Below are 19,651 nucleotides of genomic sequence, written 5' to 3' on the forward strand. Positions count from 1 at the left end.
TTCCCCGCGGCTTTATCCGGCTGGCGTTTCGTTCAAACCCAAGCCACGCAGGACGTCATCGCGGTTTGCGTTCCCGCGCAGCGCGGTCAAGGAATTCAAGCGACCCAGCAAAGTCGTGGAAGACGCAGGGCATTTCAAGTCCTGAATCGCCGACAAGGTCTTCTCAAAACGCTGGATGCGGCTTTCAAGGTCCGCCCCACTCGGCAAGTTCGCATTCTTGAGCGCTACCTGCGCGTTCACCTGGGCTTGAGTGGGTGGGCAGCGACCGGGAACCTTCACCCCGGTAGGTCCCACGCGGTCGGCGGTCGCGTTCGGATCGCCCGGACTGAAACCCAGCGCCGGCACCAAAGCGTCAACATTACCGGAGCCGGCTCCGGCATTCCCCGTCGCTCCACTCGCGCCCGCGTCACCGGATCCTGCGGCGGCTTTATCCGCCGGCGTTTCATTCAAACCCAAACCACGCAGGACGTCATCGCGGTTCGCGTTCCCGCGCAGCGCGGTCAAGGAATTCAAGCGACCCAGCAAAGTCGTGGAAGACGCAGGGCATTTCAAGTCCTGAATCGCCGACAAGGTCTTCTCAAAACGCTGGATGCGGCTTTCAAGGTCCGCCCCACTCGGCAAGTTCGCATTCTTGAGCGCTACCTGCGCGTTCACCTGGGCTTGAGTGGGTGGGCAGCGACCGGGAACCTTCACCCCGGTAGGTCCCACGCGGTCGGCGGTCGCGTTCGGATCGCCCGGACTGAAACCCAGCGCCGGCACCAAAGCGTTGATGTCACCGGAGCTGGCTCCGGTCTCGGCGGCTTGGCTCATCCCCGTGCCGACCGCGAGCGCCGAGCCGAGCAGCGCTGCGGCGGCACCTCCAACCAACAGCTTGCGCGTCCGGCTGCTGACTCCGCGTCGATACATGCACGGCTCCTCTTCGTCTCGGTACTGCTTGTACCGAGATATACGAGCAATGATGTGGCAGCAGTTCACGACGCTGAGCAAGCGTTCTTTAAAGTTTCTTTAACGCGACTCCCGAGCAACTCGGTCTGCCAGCCGGACAGCGTCGGCCCGAACACCGTGACCAGCACCTCAGCCATCGCGGCGCCACCACCCGTCGGCACGCCCGAGGCCGTCCCGGTGTCCGCGCCACCAGATGCGTTGTGGTCTTACCGGCGCCGTCGGGGCCGACAGCACGATCCGGGCCCGCGCCTCAGTACAGGCCCGGAAGGTCCAATCTGTACTGTTGTCAGCCGACCCGGCCGAGCCGTTGCAGACGCGTATCGCACGGCTGACTCTCGCGGGTCGGATCCCGGCGACCCGGCGACGGTCCTGATGCTGGTGCAGCTGGCCGGGAAATATGTGGCCCGCGGCGACCGGGAACGGCTTGCCGGGGTCTGTGAGCAGCTGGACATCGCAGCGGAGGGCTGCGATGCGGCCCGGCTGGGGACGATGATTGAGCAGCGCATCGGCACTACCACCCATCCGAGTGCCTTCGCCGCGGTGCAGGTCGTGCATCGGCTGCTTGTCCTGATCGACGAGGCGACGACCCCGACCTCGAGCCCATTATCGATGAGAAGGAGGCAGGCCAGTGTCGACGTCGGTCACCGAGGTCATGCGCGGCCTGCCGCGCGACGTCTACATCCGCCACGAACGGCACGGCGACACCGTGCATTACTCATTGCCGGAGGCAGTCGCCCGGGAGCTCACCGCTCTGCAGGTGCGCCCCGGGGACAGGGTGCTGGAGGTCGGCACGGGCTCCGGCTGGACCGGTGCCCTGCTCGCCGGCCTGGCCGGCCCGGACGGCCGGGTCATCAGCGTGGACATCAGCGAGGAGCTGGCCGGCAGAGCCGAGCGTATTCACCGGGACCGCGGCGTGGAGAACGTTTCCTGTCACGTCGGTGACGGCCTGGCGGGGTTCAGCGAAGCCGGTTTGCTGGATCGGGTCGTGGTCTGGTGTACGCCGCCGCGGGTCCCTGATGCTCTCGTCGGGCAGGTCGTCGACGGTGGGCGGATGGTCGTGTGCCTGCCGATCGCGGAGCTGCCGTTCCTGACCGTGGTCGCGACGATCACCTTGGCGGGAGGGCAGCCGGCGGTGCAGGCAATCACGTCCGGCGGATACGTACAGAGCCGGACCACGCCGTCGGACGAGGTCGTCGTGCCGCACCGCTGGGTGGACGCCATGACCGACGGGCCCCGCCCGTCATGGGTGTCGATCGCCTGGCGCGATCGAGACACCTCCGATGGCATCGGCGCCCGTACGGTCCTGGACCGTCTCCTGCATCCGGGACACACCGTGACGTACGGGCGCGGGGATGTGGACTGGAACTCGTGGAACGCGTTCTCCGCCACGTTGAACGACCCGGCACTGTCCACCGCTGACCTGCGTGGCCGGATGCGGGCGATCGGCCACAGCACCCCCGACAGCGCTGCCATGCTCCAGGTCGACGGCACAATCGTCGCCGACGCCGAAGGCTCGCCGTCGTTGACCATCCTCCGGACGTGGCTCGAGCTGTGGGAACGGGCCGGACGACCGGCCGCGGACCGGCTCACCCCGGCCCTTGTGCGCAATGATGATCCGGGCTGCGCCGGCTGGGATCTGCGGGTCTCGTGGTGAGCGCAGGTCCCAGCATCGGTGTTCAGTAGGCCAGGGCGATGTCCGCGCGCCGGTTCTGGGCGCGGCCGGCTGCTGTTTTGTTGCTGGCGTCCGGGTTGGCTTCGCCCTGGGTGATCGCGTACGTCCGGATGCTGTGACCGCCCGCGAGGGTGGCGCAGGTGTTGCGGGCGCGGCGTTTGCCGAGGGCGTTGCCGTTGCCCTGCAGGGTGCCGGTGCCGGCGAAGATCGACAGGGTGCCGTTCGCGTCGATCCGGTAGATACCGTGCGCCTGGGAGTCCGAGGCGTACAAGATTCCCGTCGTAGAAAGTGAGACCGCTGACCGCCTTCACCGGCGAGGCTGTCGCGGGACCGGGTATTGCCGCATTACGTTGACCGGTGCCGGCCACCACGGAAAGTGTGCCGTCCGTCGCGACCCGGAGATGGCATAGCCGAGCGGTGACGACAACACCGGACCGGGCACCGGCACCCCGAACACTCCGTTGCCGGCCACGATTGACAGCGTCAAGGCGTCCGGATCGGGAATGGCCAGCGCCGGGCGGGACCGGTGAGCACGGTGGCACCGATTGCCGGTAGCCGAACGGCGTGCAGGCGGGCGGCGCGTTTGATCGATGCGCCGGGTTCACGGCTACGAGCGCGATCTCCTGAAGTTTTTGTCACAGGTCTATGCGAAACTGCTCCGCGTTCGGGCCCGTCTGGGGCCCAGAGACATCACGGGGGAACGCATGCGTGTCCATATGCGAATATCTTCGCTGATAGTGGCTTCGATGCTCGGGTGTGGAGCGGTGGTGGGCCTCGGCGGCACGCCGGCGCTCGCCGCCGAGGGCAGCCCGACCGGTCTCACCACGGCAGGTCAGGCCTGCGTCACCACGGCGCCCGGGCCTTTCCTGAGCCCCGGCCGACTCAACGACGCCCAAGCCGTCCTGCTCCGCGGCGAGTACGACGCCTCGGTCTGGAGCGACGACTCCACAGCGGACTTCCAGGTGTGGGACGTGACCGAGCCGGACCAGCCGCAGGACTGGAGCGACCGGGGTGGGGCGTCCGACGGGCACCTGCTCGTTCAGCTCGAGGATCCGTCGCGGCAGCTGGACGGCGTCACGTATGGCTGGAAGGTGCGGCTGGTGGACGGCGCGGCGTCGTCACCGTGGAGCGACACCTGCTATTACACCGTCGACCGCAGTGGCGGCGCGGCGCCAGCCGTCACCTCCGCGGAGTATCCGCCGGGCGACTGGGATAACGCACACGGCGAGATCGGCACGCCGGGCTCGTTCACGTTCACCCCGGCCGACGACGACGCGGTCAGCTACAAGTACGGCTTCTACGCCGACAACGTCTCCGAGCCGGAGCAGACCATCCCGGCGCCCCGGCTCGGTGGGCCGGTGACAATCAACTGGGCGCCGCGCGCCGCCGACTACAACTCGTTGACGGTCTATGCGATCGATCGCGCCGGGAACTACTCGGAGCGGCAGGACTACACGTTCTACGTACGCGAGACCCGGCCCTCGGTCTTCTCCGCGGCCTACCAGGAGAGTGCCGGCTACGGCGACCTGAAGTACAACGTCGGGGTGCCCGGCGAGTTCGACTTCGACTCGAACGTCCCGGACACGACGTCGTTCGTGTGGCACATCGACCAGGATGGTCCCTCCGGCACGGCCGACGCCGATTCCGAGGGCAACGCCGCGGTGATGATCGCCCCGGCCAAGGCCGGCTATCAGACGCTCTATGTACGCAGCGTCGCCCGTGACGGCGCGCCCCACCCGGAGCGGGCATACCGGTTCTACGTGGACAACGCGCCGCAGGTCACGGGTGACATCAACAAGAGCGTCACCATCGGCTCCTCGCTGAAGTTCCACCTCGCGCCGCGGACCGGCGACGTCACGGCGTACGTCTACTGGAACGAGGACAGCAGCTCGCACGAGTCCGCGAAGATCACGATCCCCGCCGACGGGGCCGGGGCAGCCGACCTGACCTGGGTGGCCGACAACACCACCGAGAACACGAACGGGGTCCGGGTGCAGGCCCGCAGCGCCGACGGCACGCTGTCGGAGGCGCGCTGGCTGCCGATCAGCGTCTGGGGTGCCGCACCCACGGTGAATCGCACCGGCGGCACGGTCGTCGGCAGCACCGCGACGATCAGCGTGCGCACCGAGATGGCGAACGTCAAGGAGTACGAGGCGGTCCTCAACCACGACGACGCGACCAGGCAGATCGTGCCCGCGGCGGCGGACGGCACCGCGACGTTCAAGTTCACGCCCACCAAGGCGCAGTACACGTTCGTCACGGTCGTCGCCCGCAACGCCGCCGGCGTGCACACCGACGAGGGCAGCACGGGTTGGTCCGTCACCGACGGGCCGGCGGTCACCTCGGCCGACTTCCCGGCGAGCGGCTCGGGCAAGATGACGGCGGGCACCTTCACCTTCAAGGCGCAGCAGGCCGGAGCGACCACATTCGTCTATTCGATCGACGGCACCGACCAGTTCCAGGTCGAGGTGCCGGTCGGCGCGGACGGCACCGCCACCACCGCGGCGTGGACGCCGGAGACCTCAGGGTCCTACTCGCTGCACGTGACGAGCAGGACCTCGAACGGCACCAGATCGTCGGAGACCTACTACAGCTTCACCGTCGCGGCCGACCCGGTGACCGTGACGTCGGTGTCGCCCGGCACGGTCGCACCCGGTGGGGTACGCACGCTCACCGTCACCGGCTCCGGCTTCCAGAAGGCCAACTACACCGCGTTGCACACGTCCGACGGCAGTTACGTGAGCGGCACGATCACCGGGATCTCGGCCGACCGTAAGACGCTGACCGCCGAGTACGACCTGACCGGGGCAGCCCTCGGAGCGGCCTCGCTGGACGTGCAGCCCGACGGCTACAACTCGCCGGTCACGCTGGCGAACGCGTTCACCATCGCCAACCAGTCGACGCCGCTCAAGGTGGTGACCGCGCCCGTGATCACCGGCACGGCGGCGGTCGGCTCGACCCTGAAGTCCTCGACCGGCACGTTCACGCCGGCCGCCTCGGCCTACACGTACCAGTGGGCGGCCGGCGGCACGGCGATCAGCGGGGCGACCGGCTCGTCCTACGTGGTCAAGCCGGCCGACCTCGGCAAGAAGATCTCGGTCTCGGTCACCGCGACCAAGAACGGCTACCTTCCGGCGACGGAGAAGTCCGCCGCCACGGCTGTGGTCGCCAAGGGGCCCGCCGCGGTGAACACTGTTCTGCCGAAGATCACCGGTACGGCGAAGGTCGGCAGCACGCTGAATTCGTCGGCCGGAACGTGGAAGCCGGCGCCCACCTCGTACCGCTACGAGTGGCGGGCAGGCAGCACGCTGCTCGGCACCACGGCGTCGCTGAAGCTCACCACCGCGATGCAGGGCAAGAAGATCGCTGTGACGGCGATCGCGATCCAGGCCGGTTACGAAGACGGCAAGGCGACCAGCACCACCGTCACGGTCACGAAGTAGAACTGCCGGTGCAACGAGGGGCCTGGCCTGCCGAAGATCGACAGGACAGGCCCCATCATCGGGTTACAGGTTGTTGATCCGGGCCAGCAGCTCTGCCTCGGTCAGGTTTTCCAGGACCGCGTCCTGCTTGCGGCCCAGGACGGCCAGCAGCTTCTCCTTCTCCAGCTTCTTGGCCGCCGCCGCCTTCGCCACCTGGTCCTCCGCGAGGCGGATGGCGATGACGTGCTTGACGACCTCCAACTTGGTCTCCAAGGTTGCCTTGGCCGGATTGGCCTCGGTGGCCACGAACGACTCGGTGGCGATGGCCTTGAGCTCGGCGTTGACGGCCTTGGCCACGTCATCGAGGCTGAAGGCGGACTTGGCGGTCAGCGGAAGCTCCCACAGCTGTTCCGTGGTCAGCAGACCCTTGGCCGACGGGTAGCGGAACTTCTCCCGCGTGGCCTTCTCGAAAATGGTCACGGTGGCCTCTCTCGGATGTCTGGGCAGATTCAGAACTGGATGCTGATGAGGTGACGCCGGCCGCCGGTCATGGTGACCTTGGCGACCACAGAGCTGCGGACCGTGGAGCTGAAGCCGAGGCCGGACAGCTGGTCCGGGGACGGCTCGCACTTGGTGCGGTCGCCGAGAACCTCGAACACCTTGCGGTGCGGTTGCAGGTCGCGGCGCAGGAACTCGTTGTAGATCCCCCGGGTCGGCTGGTCGTTCATGCACCCTTTCAGCATGAAGAAGTAGTGGCGGTTGCCGATCTCACTGTCGTCGAAGTAGTTCGGCGAGTACATGACGGTGGACACCGGCACGAACTGTTCGGTGGTGATGCCCCACAGGTCCTTGCCGGCGCTGCCCCGCTGCATGTCCCTACCCGGCCGGAAAGCGGTGATCCTCTCGCCGGCGACCGTCATCCGGCCCACCTCGACGGTCTTCTTGTGGCCGACCGCCTGTTCGTGGCTGTAGTGCTCGATCTTCCCGTTGCTCTCGGTCTCGATCACGAAGCCGGCCGCGGCGCTCTCCCGCTTGTGGAACTGGTTCACCTCGATCCGGTACTCCCCGTCGGGGATGTTGGCGACCCAGGTGACGTTCTCCACGGGCTCGCGGGAGAACGGTCCGCCCGCGTTCATGTCGACGTCGAGTTTGTTGCGCTTTTCCTGGTACCAGATGTGCTCGCCGTCGGGTTCGAACACGTGCAGGTCGAGGTCGTCGTGGTTGAACCAGGACAGGCTCACCCGCAGCTTGCCGGTGACGTTGCCGCCGGCCCGCTTGACCTTCTCCTTGATCGAGTCGGTGACGTTGCCGCCGTAGGACCAGCCGAAATCGTTGTCCCACGCGAACAGCCGCGGGGCGGCCGGGTGCCGCCCGGTGGTGAGACTGACGAAGTGCGGTTCGTGGCTGTTGGCGACCCACAGGTCGATGCTCGCGGCGCCGGGCAGGATGTCCTTCATGAAGGTGACCACGGGGGTCTCCTCCGGCTTCGCGTCACGAAGGCGCGCACCCGCGGACCCGGTGGTGGCCGCCTGCATGAGCAACCCTTCGATGCCGTCCTTCATCCGTGACTGGGTGTCGTTGTCGACCCACAACACGTTGTTGACCGACACGTCGGACAGGCGGGCGAACCGTCGCTGCAACGATTCCTCGATGCCCAGCTCGTCGATGGTCCTCATGGCGGCCTTGACCATCGCCGGGGTGATCAACGCCGTGGGACGCTGGTAGTTCTGCGGCGCCACCTTCGCCTCGAACGACCGGACCGCCTGCTCCAGGTCGACGCCCGCGGAAAGATCCTGGACGAGAGTGCCGATCACCGTGTTGCGGAACCGGGCCGCGGGGTTCATGGCGTTGGCGAACACGAAGGCCCGTCGGTCCGCAGCCTGCGTCCACCGGTTCTGCAGCGACCGGAATTCGGTCACCGCACGGTGATGCTCCGTGCCGCGGTAGAGGGCGTTGTCGTCGATCAGGTCGACAACGGTGTCCAGAGCGTGCTGGGTCAGCTCGGTCAGGCCACGCTGGAACACCTGCACCGCGGCGTCGAAGATGCCCCGTGCCGCGCCGGCGTCGCTGGTGCGATGCTGCTTCTCCACCCGGCCGTGCAGGTGGTGCCACACCTCGACCTGTCCGTCGCGCAGCGTCCGGGTCGTCCTCGTCCCGTACTGCGCCTCGGTGGAACGGAAAACGCCGGACAACGGCAGCGTGCCGACGAATTCGTCCATTGCGGCGGCGACGACGGAGAAGACCGGGTCGGACGCGGACACGCCGGACCAGACGGTGCGCACCTGTCCGTTGTCGATCTCTACGACGTTACCGAAGTTCTTGATGAACCCGCGGCAGGTCGAGCAGTCGTACTCGGACCGCTCACGGAACCGAGGATTGGTGCCGGCGGGGAAGGACTCGAGAAAGGTCAGCCAGAGCGAGTCCCGGTCGAGACCGTCGCCGGCGACGTACAACTCGCCCTTGGACATCGCGGACAGACGGGTAGTCACATCCGCCACGAACTGCTGAAAATCGCCCACCGTGTCAACCTCCTTGATCACCGGAGATCCTAGGGAGCGCACGCCATTTGAGAAACGTATTTCCGGCCGCCCGCACGGTCGCGGACGGACGCCGGCGGACGGGCGCCGACGGCCGACCACCGGCGGGAACGGCGACCGCTGCAAACTTCCTGCACATCCAGATCGTTGACACTCGGGGCGTACTCACATTTAACTTCGTCTATTGGTGTCGCATTTGAAGGTGGGACGATAATGAGAAGATCAGCGCTTTTGGCGGGGTTCGCCGCCATCGCCACGGCGGCAATCGGCGTCGCCCTTCCGATGTCCGGGGCGGACGCCGCGACCGGCACCGTCACCGGCTTCGCGACGCGCAACGGCGGCACGACCGGCGGCGCGGGCGGCGCCACCGTGCGGGCCACCACCGGCACCGCGATCCACACCGCGCTGTGCGGCCGGGCCAGCAGCAGCACCCCGATCATCATCGAGGTCAGCGGCACCATCAACCACGGCAACACCACGAAGGTCTCGGGCGCCAGCTGCAACACCGCGGCCGACGTCATCGAGCTCAAGCAGATCAGCAACGTCACGATCATCGGGGTCGGCAGTGGCGCGATCTTCGACCAGCTCGGCATCCACATCCGGGAATCCAGCAACATCATCATCCAGAACGTGACCGTACGGAACGTCAAGAAGTCGGGCTCCCCCACGTCGAACGGCGGCGACGCCATCGGCATGGAGTCCGACGTGCGCAACGTCTGGGTCGACCACGTCAACCTGGAGGCGTCGGGCGGCGAGTCGGAAGGCTACGACGGCCTGTTCGACATGAAGGCCAACGTGCAGTACGTGACGTTGTCCTACAGCACTCTGCGCAATTCCGGACGCGGCGGCCTGATCGGCTCCAGCGAGAGCGACCGCACCAACGGCTACGTCACGTTCCACCACAACCTCTATCAGAACATCGATTCCCGTACGCCGTTGTTGCGAGGCGGAATCGCGCATATCTACAACAATTACTATGTGAACCTCAACGAGTCCGGCATCAACTCCCGGGCCGGCGCGAGCGCGAAAGTGGACAACAACTATTTCAAGGACTCCAAGGACGTCCTGGGCACGTTCTACACGTCCGAGGCGGGGTTCTGGCAGGTCAGCGGCAACATCTTCGACAACGTGACGTGGTCGAGCCCGGGGACGGACAACAATCCCGCGGGACCCGATCCGGTTTCCAACACCACGGTCAGCATTCCGTACGCGTACACGCTGGACGCCGCGAGCTGCGTACCCTCGATCGTCAGCCTGACAGCCGGCGCCAACAACGGCCTGCAGGTCTCCAACGGCAGTTGCTCGACAACGCAGCCGACAACCTCCGCACCCACGCCCACCACCCCCGCACCCACCACCCCACCGCCGTCGTCGGGGACAAACCTGAGCATCGGCGCCGGCTCCGATGGTTCCAGCAAGGCCACGGGTACGGGTTACGGCGACGTCCGCGACGCCAGCCTCACCACCTACTGGTCACCGGTGGGCACGACCGGGGACATCTCGATCAAATGGGGAACGGCCACCACGGTTTCGAGGGCCGTCATCCGCGAGGCATCCGGCTCCGCGGGCACCATCGGATCGTGGCAGGTCATCAACTACGGCACCGGAGCCGTTCTCGCCTCCGGCACCGGAGCGGGCACCATCACGTTCCCCGCGACGTCCCTGACCAAGCTCACGTTCCGCATCCTCACCGCGAGCGCCACCCCCAAGATCGCCGAGTACGAGACCTACGCCGGGTGAGGAACGTGGAACAATTCCCCGGATGCTGCGCAGAATCGGTCAAGTAGCCCTGGGCGCTTTCCTGCTCGTCGCGGGCACGACCCACCTGACGGTCGCCCGCCACGAGTTCCAGGCCCAGGTGCCACCGTGGCTTCCCCTCGACCCCGGCTTCGTGGTCATCGCGTCCGGAGTCGTCGAGATCGCCCTCGGCCTGGCCCTGTTTATCCTCTGGGCCCTGGCCACCACCCACGCCGTCAGGACCCTGCGCTCCCTGCGCACCGCCGCGTAACCAGCACGGTCTCGGGTCAGTCGCGGCGCATCTGCTGGGCGAGCTGCTCGGCGAGTGGCGCCAGCTCCGCCCGCAGGCGTTCGGCCTCCACCGGGGTGACAACAACAGCGGGATCCACGTACGGCCGGTTGCTCACCCACTGCCGACGACGCCCCGACGACGGATGCCGGGCCAGCAACGACGCGTCCTCCCGCATGGACAGCTGGCGCAGCACCGGCAGGAACTCCGCCCGGCGGCCCTGCGTGTCGGCGAGCAACGCCCGCCACCGCTGCGCGGCCTCCCCTTCCGCGACCCTCGGGTGCAGCAGATCGGTGAGCCCCGGCATCAGCACCAACGCGTCGAGCATCTCGAGCGTGGCACGTGACCCGCCCGCCCGGACCGCCATCGAATCGGCCCGGACCTCCGCCCGGCGATCCTCCCCGGCAGCCAGCAGGAACATTCCCAGATGGGCGCTGAACAGCACGAACGACACCATCCCGGCGATCACCTGCCAGACCGTGAACGCCATCAGCAACAAGCCGGAAAGATCTTTGTCGACGCCGTCACCCCGCGGCGGCGCGACGATCCGCGAAAGCGCGCCGAACACCGTCCGCGCTGGCTGCTCGAGAAGCCGCCGGAACCCGTCCTGATACGCCAGATGCCCGAGCTCATGCCCGATCAACGCGACCAACTGCTGCTCGCTGAGGGCGAGGATCATCGGCAACCCGATCGCCAACACCTTCGTCCGCCGAAACCCCACCACGGCGGCCCAGGCGTTGAACTCGGTGTCCACAACCAGCAGATCCGGCCGGGGAGCCCCGGTCTTCTCGGCGGCCCGGTCGACGAGCCCCCGCAGCACCGGCGCACTGCCGGCATCGAGCACCCACCCACCGGCCACCGCGTCCTTACGACTGCCGAGCCGGGGCCGCAACACCCAGGCCAACCCGAGCAGTGCGGCCCCGGCGGCGATCGGCGGCAACAACCGCCCGGTGACGATCAGCCAGACACCCGCCGCCACCAGCGCGAGCACCCCGGCCCCGAGCAGCACCGAGACGGCAAGCAGAACCACCCGCCCAGCCGTGACGCGCCGCCCGACAGCCCGCTCATCGCGTCCCGCCAGCACCCTGTCCGCCCGAAACCCGGCGCGCCGGTCGAGCAGCACCATCCGCCGTGCGAACCACCCGCCCCCGCCACCCACGAAAGCGTCCAAATTCCACTCACAGGCACCACACCACGAGGGCCGCTCACCCACCGTGACCAGCACCGCAGAACACTTGGGGCAAACCCCCGTCGATGTCAGCACCGGCGCATTAGATCACCCCGCCGCCGAGCCCACCGCCCCGGGAAGACGCCCATCAGGCCTCGCCGTGATCGCGATGGTTGCGCTGCGGAGAGGCTCGTTGAATGGCGCGTGAACCTGGATAACGTCACCCATCGGCAGGCCACAGTCTCGACCGGACACCGTGGACATACGGCGGCAGGAAGGATATTCTCCGGCGTCCATTGATCCCGGGGGAGGATTTCATGTACGTGTCCCGAGTTCGTAATGTTCTGTTAGGCGTAATGATCATTGGTGCGGCTGTTGCAATACCGACCGCCGCCCAGGCCGCTCCGCAGGATTTGACGCTGACCGTCAAGAACGGCATCACCAACGAGGGCGGCAAGGAGTTCCCGATCTATCTCCGTGTGCCGGACATGCAGGAGGGATTCTTCATCGAGGATGTCCGGGTCGCGATCGACACCACGGACATCACTTCCGTGACCGCGCTGGCCACCATTGCGCCGGGCGCCACCCCGAAGTGCACCACGGCGGCCACGATCACCACGTGTGATCTGGGCTCGATCGGCAGCGCGGACGATGACGCCCAGCCCACCATGATGGTGACCGCGAAGCCGGGTGCGGCACCCGGCACCACGGGCAAGCTCAAGGTCACCCTCACCGCGAAGGGGATCGAGCCCCTCGTCGTCACGCCGACGGTCACGGTCGCGGAGCAGGTCGACCTGGCGATCAGCGATGCCCCGGAGACCGTCGAGGCGAAACCCGGTGAGCTGGTGCCGCTCGGCGTCCGGATCACCAATCGGGGCACCAACGCCATTCCCGGCGTTGCCCTGCGCATCGCCGGCGGGGATCCCCTCACCCGGCGGAGCAGCTTCGACAACTGCTACCACCTGAACGACGACTTCGAGACGTTCTGCCGCTTCGAGACGACGCTCGAGCCCGGTAAGACGTACGTGGTCGACGGCACGGTCCTGGGGGTTCGCAAGGACGCCAAGCCCGGCCAGGACTCGTACGGTGCCGCGGTCTGGACCCTGGACGACATCGATCATCTCGGCATCATGAGCGACTACCCGCACGACAGCGGCGCCCCGCTCAAGCTCGTCGAGCTGCCCGGCGTGGCCGCGGCCGCGCGGGTGCCGGCCTCAGACCCGGACTCCAGCGACGACCTCGCCAAGGGCAAGGTCACCATCCTGGCCGGCCCGTCGCCGACGCCCTCATCGCCCGCTCCCACCGCCACTCCCACCGCCACTCCCACGACCACCCCGCCCGTCGCAGGCGGCGACACCGGCGGTGAGGGTGGCGGCGGCACCCTGCCGATCACCGGATCCCCGATCGGCCTGATCGCCACGATCGGCGTGAGTGCCCTGCTCATCGGCATCCTCGGCCTCGTCGCCACCCGCCGCCGCGCCCGCTTCACCGCCTGATCGACCTTCCGTCCGCGGCGCGCTGCCGCAGAAAAAAGTCGCAAGACCAGGTCGCAGGACCAGGCCGCAAGACCGGCAGACCAGGGTGGTACGGCATTCAGCTGTGCCGCCCTGTCGCCGTTCTAGGGTGATCAGGTGACGAGCATCGCGACGCTGCGGGAAAAGATCGATCTGCTTCGGGCGGTCGAGGCACAACAACGGTTCGGCACCGTCATCGGGCCCGGCGCCGAGCTCGCTCCGATCCCGGCGCTGCCGGCGGGCACCACCGAGGTGTTCAGCCTGTTCGGCCGGTTGGAGGGAAACTATCTGCTGTTCAAGCCGCCGAGCTCGATCCGCACGCCGACCGCCTGGCGGGAGCACACCTCCGACAATTTCGCCCTGGGTGAGGCACTGGTGATCGGCGCCGAAATCTTCAGCACCCCCGAATTCCGGTCCGGCGAGAATGAATCCGGCGAGGACGGCATGGGGTACGGCGGCGCGCCCATCAGGATGAGCCTCGCCGACGGCCATGTCTATTACATCGACCCCGAGAACTACATTTTCCTGTACAAGAATCCCGACGCCGACAACGTGGAGATCGAGGTTCTCGCCCCCGATCTCATGACGTTCTTCGACCGGTACGTACTCGGCGACCAGTACCCCCGGCTCGTGGAGGTCGTCATCGGCTCGCAGGCCGCGGAGCAGCGCCATCGAAAGACCGGCGACCACGTGGACAGTTGGCGGCGTCTCCTGATCGCTGCCGGGCTGGCTGCGTAGAGCAGATGCGAGCATCAGAGCTTCCACGGGCAATTGGCGCGGCTGTGTCGATCGCTGCGGATCTCGGTCTGGCTGCCGACGACGCGGTCGTACTTCAGAATTCGAACAAGGTGAGTCTGCGGCTGCTGCCCTGTGACGTCATGGCCCGGGTGGCACCCGTACAGGACCAGATCGCGCAGTTCGAAATTGACATCGCGCAACGGCTGACCGCGGCCGGGAGCCCGATTGCGGGCCTTGATCCCCGGGTCGAGCCACGGGTCTACGAGCGTGCCGGGTACGCGGTCACGTTCTGGACCTTCCACGAAACCGCCACCGGTGACGAGATCGCACCAGCCGATTACGCCGATGCGCTGCACGAACTGCACAGAGCAATGCGCACGATTGAGGTACGCGCACCGCACGTCACCGATCGCATCGCGCAGGCCCAGCACCTCGTGGCAACCCGGGACCGTACGCCGGAACTCGCCGAAGCCGACCGTGAGCTCCTCGACTCCGTGCTGCGGCGACCAGTCCACGGAACGGATCAGCTGTTGCACGGCGAACCGCACCCGGGCAACGTACTGAAAACGAAGGGTGGGCTGCTGTTCATAGATCTTGAGACGTGTTGCCGTGGGCCTGTCGAATTTGATCTGGCCCACGCGCCCGAGGATGTCGGCGATCGTTATCCGGGTGTCGATCAGGGGTTGCTGAACGAGTGCCGGATTCTGGTGCTGGCGATGATCACGACGTGGCGCTGGGATCGGGACGATCAGTTTCCGGACGGGCGGCGGCTCGGGATGGAATGGCTCGCGGAAATTCGGGCGTACGAGGGCTGATCGACAGTTGGGGTTCGCGAGGCGGTGGCAGCCGGGTGGTTGTTCCGGTGGATCGCGGCCAAACGCCTGGCCGGCCGGCTCCAGGTCAAGACGAGCAACCCTGACCGCTACGCCTGCCGGCCCTGATGCTGGCGACGGCGTGGGGCATCAGAGCTCGGCCCGGTTGAGGCTGCGAGGATCGTCGGGGGCCTGGTATTGGGTGTACAGGCCGCTGCGGGCGACCCTGCGCCAGGGCCGGGCGTAGTTCTCGGCGGTCAGGTCCAGGTCGGTGGTGGCGATCGCGGGCGCCGGGTCGGACGGGCAGCGGGTCAGCCAGTCGCCGTCAGGTCCGACGATGCCGGAAGGCGCCACGCCCGCGTAGCTGACCCAGTAGCTGTTGGCCGCGGCGAGGGCCTGTGACTGCAGCGCGAACGGGTCGTTGTCGGTGGGGACTCCCGGCCCGTGCGTGGAGAACAGGACGCAGTCGACGTCGAGGCGTTCGTACTCCAGAAAGACTTCGGGGTAAACGACCTCCATACCCAGAGCACAGCCGAAACGTACGCCGTCGACGCTGAACGTGACGGGGTCCGAGCCCGGCGTGTAGAGATGGCTGACCTTGGTGTTCGACAGCATCCGCTCGTCGTAGCGCGTGACGATCTCGCCGCCGTCCGAGATGACGTAGAGACTCAGGTGCGGGCGCCGCGCCGGGGACGGTCACAGGAGGTTCGGCGTGGGCCACGCCGGTTCCGACGTTAGCAGCTCCGAAGAGGAACTGGCATCTATCGTCGGGGGATGGGAGACGTCGCTGCGGTGCCGGTGATCATCGACTGCGACCCGGGGCATGATGATGCGCTGGCGTTGCTGCTCGCTGTGGGTGATCCGCGGTTGCGGCTGCTCGGGGTCACCACCGTGGCGGGTAATCAGACGCTCGCCAAGACCACCTCGAACGCGCTGAAGATTCTCGCACTCGCCGGTGCAGTCGATGTTCCGGTGGCTGCCGGCTGCGATCGGCCGCTGGTCGGGGAGCTCACCGTCGCCGGGGACATCCATGGTGAGTCCGGGCTGGACGGGCCCGATCTCGAGGTGCCGGTGGGCGGGGTCGCGGACGTGCACGGGGTCGAGCTGATGCGGCGGCTCATCCTGGGCTGCGGCGAGCCGGTCACGCTGATCGCCACCGGGCCGTTGACGAATGTCGCTCTGCTGCTGCGCAGGCACCCCGAGGTCGCACCGTACGTTCGCCGCGTCGTCTTCATGGGTGGCTCGACCGATCGGGGCAACACCACGCCGTACGGCGAGTTCAACATCGTCACCGATCCCGAGGCGGCCGACATCGTGCTGCGGTCGGGGCTGCCGGTCACGATGATCGGGCTGAACGTCACGCATCAGGCGCTGGCGACGACGCAGATCATCGAGGAGTTCCGCGGGATGGGCACCCGGCTGGGCGTCATCTGCGCGGATCTGATGACGTTCTTCGCGAGCACGTACCGGCGGGTGTTCGGGTTCGAGCATCCCCCGGTGCACGATCCGATCGCCGTCGCGTGTGTCATCGACCCGTCGATCATCGCGACCGTCGCGGTGCCGGTCACCGTTGAGCTCGTCGGGGCGTACACCAGGGGTGCCACTGTTGTTGATCTTCATGGAAGGAGCGGGGCCGTCGCGAACGCGGACGTCGCCGTGGGGATCGAGGTGGAGGCGTTCTGGCGGTTGCTCATGGCGGCGGTGCGGCGCGTTTCGGAAGTTTGACAACCGGATCGGAACCGGATCGCACCTCAGGACCACTCTCAGTAGTCAATTGACTACCGATTGCCAGGGTTACCCCCGACGAAGACCCCCTGAGGAGCTCGACCCATGCGCCTGCGTCACCGTGCCGCCGTGATCACCGCCGTTGCCGGAATCGCCCTGACCGGGCTGGCCACCGCCGGCCCCGCCATGGCGGCGACCAGCACCGCCGTGAAGGCGGCGGCCAGTGCTCCGGCCAGTACCTTCAACCTCGCGGGTACGGTCGCCGCCCTGAACGCCGCGAAGGGCACCGTCACGGTCGCCGGCGTGAGCGGCAGCAACACCACCGTCACCGTGGCGCCCACCGCGACCGTGGCCGTCGACGGAAACACCGCCAAGCTGGCGAAGCTGCCGGTCGGCGCTCAGGTCAAGCTGTCCGGCAACACCACCAACGGCACCACCGTGGCCACGAAGGTCGACGCGACCACCGCCTGGCCGTTCGCCGCCGCCGGCACCGTCGTCTCGGTGGACGCCACCGCCGGCACCGTCTCGGTCAAGCGGGTCTCGCTGGACGGCAAGGGCGCCACCGACGTCATCCCGGTCGCCGCCAAGTCCACGATCACCCTCGACGGCAGGACGGTCGCGCTCTCCGCGTTGCCGGCCAAGGCTCCGATCCTGGTCGTCGGTACGGTCACCACCGGCACGTACTCCGCCAGGTCCCTGACCGCCCTGTCCCGCTGGGCGCTGAACCTCTCCGGCACCGTCGCCGCCGTCGACGCCGCGAACGGCACGGTCACGGTGAACACCGGCTCGCCGGCCACCGCGGTGAAGCTGAACGTCGACCCGAAGGTCAGCGTCAAGGTCAACGGCGTGAACGCCTCGCTGTCGAAGCTGCCGATCGGCGCGACCGTCGGCCTCACCGGCACCGAGACCACCGTCGGTGCCACCGTCTCCGGGATCGACGCCAAGGTCGGCACCAAGAACCGCTGACGCCCCCGCTGTTCGATCGCCCGCGCACTCCGCGCGGGCGATTCGGCGTGTGCGATCCTTTTGCGACTGTAGATCAAGTTGCGGGGGCAATTCGTGCGGCGTACGCGGGTAATAGGGCTGATAACGGCAGCGATCGTCAGTTTGGGTATCTACTCCGCGCCGGGTGTCGCCGACGCGGATGTCGTGGGCCCATCGGTTTTCGCCGACTACGGGCGGGGCGAGACGGACCTCGAGTTCAATGTCGGCGTACCCGGCGAATTCAGGTTCTCGTCCCGGGACGACGACACGGAATCGTTCGTCTGGTCGATCGACGGCGACGGCCCGTCCGGGACGACGCCGGCCGACGCGACCGGCTGGGGAACGACGATGATCGCCCCGGCCCGACCCGGCTGGCAGACCCTGTCCGTGCTCGGCGTCGAGCACGACGGCACCCGTTCCGGGACGACCGAGTACGAGTTCCGCGTCGACAACGGCCCCCTCGTCACCGGCGGCATGACCGCGGAGGACGACCCGGTGCTCGTCGGTGCGACGCTGACCTATCACCTGGCGCCCCGGCGGCCGGGCGTCACGGCGTACGTGTTCCAGGCCGAGGGTCTGACCGAGTTCACCGTCCCCGCCCGCGCCGACGGCACCGCCGACCACGCGTGGATGATCCCGCACCCGGACATCCGCACCCTGTCCATCCGGAGCCGCACCGCCGACGGCACGCTGTCCGAGCCCCGTTACCCCTACCTCTCGGTCAACGGCGCCGACCCCGTCATCACCCAGAGCGGCGGCTACGGCCTCAACATGGCGATGACGTTCCGGGCCCTGTCGCCGATGCCGGGCGTCACGCAATACACGGCGGTCCTCGACAACACCCCGTCGACCCAGCAGGTCGTGAGCGCCGGCCCGGACGGCAGCGCCTCGTTCCAGTACACGGTGTCCAAGCGCGGCCAGCACAGCGTCGTCATCCACGCCGTCAACGCGAGCGGGGCACGCACCGGGAGCCGCGTCCGCACCTGGACGGCCTCGGACCGCCCGATCGTCACCTCCGCGGAATTCCCGCTGGACAGCGCCGCCCGCTCTGCCCCCGGAACGTTCACCTTCACCCCACGCCTCGGCGGCACGACCGCGTACGAGTACAGCTTCGGCGGCGCGACAACCACCCTGGCCGCGAACCCGGACGGCACGGGAACGCTCCACTGGACGCCGCCCGCCATGGGCGCGTACACATTGTCGGTCCGCAGCCTCACCGCGAACGGCACCCGCTCGGAACTCACCGCCGGCCACACGTTCACCGTGGCGCCGCGCACCGGCACACTCACCTCGTTCAGCCCCCACGCGGTGCAGGCCGGCGCGCCCCGGACGATCACCCTGACCGGCACCGAACTGACCGCGCAGGACAAGATCACCGTCCAGCTGCCCGGCGGTTCATCGACACCCACAACGATCAAGTCGGTCTCCGCGGACCTGACCACGCTGACCTTCACCGCCGACCTGACCACCGCGAAGCCCGGCCTGGCCGACATCGTCCTCCACTCCGCCGCCACGGGCGAGCTCGCCGGCCGATACACGATCATCATCGACCCGGCGCCCGCCCTGCGCGTCACCAAGGCACCCGCGATCACCGGCAGCGCCAAGGTAGGCGCCAAACTCACCGCCACGGCCGGCACCTGGACACCGGCGGCGACGTCGGTGAAGTACCAGTGGAAGTCCAACGGCTCTGCCATCGCGGGCGCGACCGGCTCGTCGTACACGATCCCTGCTTCGCAGGTCGGCAAGCGGCTCACCGTCACGGTGACCGCCTCCCGATCCGGCAACACCACCACCAGCACCGTTTCGGCCGCGACCCCTGCCGTGGTCAAAGGTCCTGCCGCCAAGGCCACCACAAAGCCCAAGATTACGGGTACGCCCAAAGCAGCCCGAACGGTCACCGCAACGCCCGGCACGTGGTCCCCGAAACCCACGACCTACAAGTACGAATGGCGCCTCAACGGCAAACTCATCAAGGGCGCAACCGGCAAATCGCTGAAGTTGAAGTCCACGATGCGCGACAAGAAACTCACGGTCACGGTGATCGCTGTGCGGCACGGCCACGTCGACGGCCGCTCCACCAGCGCCGCGGTAAAGGTCCGCCGCTGACC

16 protein-coding genes are annotated in these 19,651 nt (G+C 67.7%); 10 read left to right on the forward strand and 6 right to left on the reverse strand.

Going from position 1 to position 19,651, the window contains the following annotated elements; translation table 11 throughout:
• Nucleotides 1-12 precede the first annotated feature (12 nt).
• On the reverse strand, nucleotides 13-906 hold the full coding sequence (locus tag Aco04nite_RS34985; protein WP_244876513.1) for a hypothetical protein: 894 nt from the start codon (nucleotides 904-906) through the stop codon (nucleotides 13-15).
• Nucleotides 907-1,573: 667 nt separating this feature from the next.
• Between Aco04nite_RS34985 and Aco04nite_RS34990 the strand changes: the two genes are divergently transcribed.
• Nucleotides 1,574-2,599 (forward strand): protein-L-isoaspartate O-methyltransferase family protein, encoded by a 1,026-nt coding sequence (locus Aco04nite_RS34990; RefSeq protein WP_244876514.1) that lies wholly within the window; start codon nucleotides 1,574-1,576, stop codon nucleotides 2,597-2,599.
• Nucleotides 2,600-2,621: 22 nt separating this feature from the next.
• Here Aco04nite_RS34990 and Aco04nite_RS34995 read toward each other — a convergent pair whose 3' ends face one another.
• Entirely contained in the window at nucleotides 2,622-2,888 is a 267-nt protein-coding gene (locus Aco04nite_RS34995; protein ID WP_213001526.1) for a hypothetical protein, read from the reverse strand.
• Nucleotides 2,889-3,363: 475 nt separating this feature from the next.
• Here Aco04nite_RS34995 and Aco04nite_RS35000 point away from each other — a divergent pair, with 475 nt between their 5' ends.
• On the forward strand, nucleotides 3,364-6,060 hold the full coding sequence (locus Aco04nite_RS35000; RefSeq protein WP_213001527.1) for a hypothetical protein: 2,697 nt from the start codon (nucleotides 3,364-3,366) through the stop codon (nucleotides 6,058-6,060).
• Between the two features lie 63 nt (nucleotides 6,061-6,123).
• On the opposite strand, the gene Aco04nite_RS35005 is transcribed toward Aco04nite_RS35000, so the two are convergent.
• Entirely contained in the window at nucleotides 6,124-6,519 is a 396-nt protein-coding gene (locus Aco04nite_RS35005) for a hypothetical protein (protein ID WP_213001528.1), read from the reverse strand.
• 29 nt (nucleotides 6,520-6,548) lie between these two features.
• Entirely contained in the window at nucleotides 6,549-8,558 is a 2,010-nt protein-coding gene (locus Aco04nite_RS35010; RefSeq protein WP_213001716.1) for a DUF8224 domain-containing phage-derived protein, read from the reverse strand.
• A 231-nt stretch (nucleotides 8,559-8,789) separates the two neighbouring features.
• On the opposite strand from Aco04nite_RS35010, the gene Aco04nite_RS35015 reads away from it, so the two are divergent.
• Both Aco04nite_RS35015 and Aco04nite_RS35020 read left to right on the forward strand, forming a co-directional pair.
• Nucleotides 8,790-10,316 carry a pectate lyase family protein gene (locus Aco04nite_RS35015; protein ID WP_213001529.1) on the forward strand — a complete coding sequence of 509 codons (1,527 nt, stop codon included), beginning with the start codon at nucleotides 8,790-8,792 and terminating at the stop codon, nucleotides 10,314-10,316.
• 22 nt (nucleotides 10,317-10,338) lie between these two features.
• Nucleotides 10,339-10,584, forward strand: a complete 246-nt coding sequence (locus Aco04nite_RS35020) for a DoxX-related protein (RefSeq protein WP_213001530.1) — start codon at nucleotides 10,339-10,341, stop codon at nucleotides 10,582-10,584.
• 16 nt (nucleotides 10,585-10,600) lie between these two features.
• Here the strand turns inward: Aco04nite_RS35020 and Aco04nite_RS35025 are convergent, their stop codons facing one another.
• On the reverse strand, nucleotides 10,601-11,773 hold the full coding sequence (locus tag Aco04nite_RS35025) for a M48 family metalloprotease (RefSeq protein WP_213001531.1): 1,173 nt from the start codon (nucleotides 11,771-11,773) through the stop codon (nucleotides 10,601-10,603).
• Nucleotides 11,774-12,126: 353 nt separating this feature from the next.
• Between Aco04nite_RS35025 and Aco04nite_RS35030 the strand changes: the two genes are divergently transcribed.
• The 3 genes from Aco04nite_RS35030 (at nucleotide 12,127) to Aco04nite_RS35040 (ending at nucleotide 14,837) form a co-directional block, all read left to right on the forward strand.
• The gene (locus tag Aco04nite_RS35030; protein WP_213001532.1) at nucleotides 12,127-13,266 is read left to right on the forward strand and encodes a COG1361 family protein; all 1,140 of its coding nucleotides are present in this window, start codon (nucleotides 12,127-12,129) and stop codon (nucleotides 13,264-13,266) included.
• 135 nt (nucleotides 13,267-13,401) lie between these two features.
• Nucleotides 13,402-14,022, forward strand: coding sequence for a hypothetical protein (locus Aco04nite_RS35035; RefSeq protein WP_213001533.1), 621 nt, complete (start codon nucleotides 13,402-13,404; stop codon nucleotides 14,020-14,022).
• Nucleotides 13,983-14,837: a phosphotransferase gene (locus Aco04nite_RS35040; RefSeq protein WP_244876515.1), complete on the forward strand. Its 855-nt coding sequence runs from the start codon at nucleotides 13,983-13,985 to the stop codon at nucleotides 14,835-14,837. The genes Aco04nite_RS35035 and Aco04nite_RS35040 overlap by 40 nt, the downstream gene beginning before the upstream one ends.
• A gap of 147 nt (nucleotides 14,838-14,984) precedes the next feature.
• Here the strand turns inward: Aco04nite_RS35040 and Aco04nite_RS35045 are convergent, their stop codons facing one another.
• Nucleotides 14,985-15,506 (reverse strand): carbon-nitrogen hydrolase family protein, encoded by a 522-nt coding sequence (locus Aco04nite_RS35045; RefSeq protein WP_213001718.1) that lies wholly within the window; start codon nucleotides 15,504-15,506, stop codon nucleotides 14,985-14,987.
• A 102-nt stretch (nucleotides 15,507-15,608) separates the two neighbouring features.
• Between Aco04nite_RS35045 and Aco04nite_RS35050 the strand changes: the two genes are divergently transcribed.
• The 3 genes from Aco04nite_RS35050 (at nucleotide 15,609) to Aco04nite_RS35060 (ending at nucleotide 19,649) form a co-directional block, all read left to right on the forward strand.
• Entirely contained in the window at nucleotides 15,609-16,559 is a 951-nt protein-coding gene (locus tag Aco04nite_RS35050) for a nucleoside hydrolase (RefSeq protein WP_244876517.1), read from the forward strand.
• A 105-nt stretch (nucleotides 16,560-16,664) separates the two neighbouring features.
• Complete coding sequence (locus Aco04nite_RS35055) at nucleotides 16,665-17,525, forward strand: hypothetical protein (protein WP_213001534.1); 861 nt, start codon at nucleotides 16,665-16,667, stop codon at nucleotides 17,523-17,525.
• Between the two features lie 141 nt (nucleotides 17,526-17,666).
• The gene (locus Aco04nite_RS35060) at nucleotides 17,667-19,649 is read left to right on the forward strand and encodes a hypothetical protein (RefSeq protein WP_213001535.1); all 1,983 of its coding nucleotides are present in this window, start codon (nucleotides 17,667-17,669) and stop codon (nucleotides 19,647-19,649) included.
• Nucleotides 19,650-19,651: the final 2 nt, after the last annotated feature.

This window comes from Winogradskya consettensis (genome assembly GCF_018332715.1).
Taxonomy (GTDB): domain Bacteria; phylum Actinomycetota; class Actinomycetes; order Mycobacteriales; family Micromonosporaceae; genus Actinoplanes; species Actinoplanes consettensis.

Excerpts from the sequence above, each read along its gene's own strand:
- Aco04nite_RS34985 (WP_244876513.1), bottom strand. The coding sequence starts at position 906 with ATGTATCGACGCGGAGTCAGCAGCCGGACGCGCAAGCTGTTGGTTGGA.
- Aco04nite_RS35015 (WP_213001529.1), top strand. The coding sequence starts at position 8,790 with ATGAGAAGATCAGCGCTTTTGGCGGGGTTCGCCGCCATCGCCACGGCG.
- Aco04nite_RS35020 (WP_213001530.1), top strand. The coding sequence starts at position 10,339 with ATGCTGCGCAGAATCGGTCAAGTAGCCCTGGGCGCTTTCCTGCTCGTC.
- Aco04nite_RS35000 (WP_213001527.1), top strand. The coding sequence starts at position 3,364 with ATGCTCGGGTGTGGAGCGGTGGTGGGCCTCGGCGGCACGCCGGCGCTC.
- Aco04nite_RS35030 (WP_213001532.1), top strand. The coding sequence starts at position 12,127 with ATGATCATTGGTGCGGCTGTTGCAATACCGACCGCCGCCCAGGCCGCT.
- Aco04nite_RS35055 (WP_213001534.1), top strand. The coding sequence starts at position 16,665 with ATGCGCCTGCGTCACCGTGCCGCCGTGATCACCGCCGTTGCCGGAATC.
- Aco04nite_RS35050 (WP_244876517.1), top strand. The coding sequence starts at position 15,609 with ATGGGAGACGTCGCTGCGGTGCCGGTGATCATCGACTGCGACCCGGGG.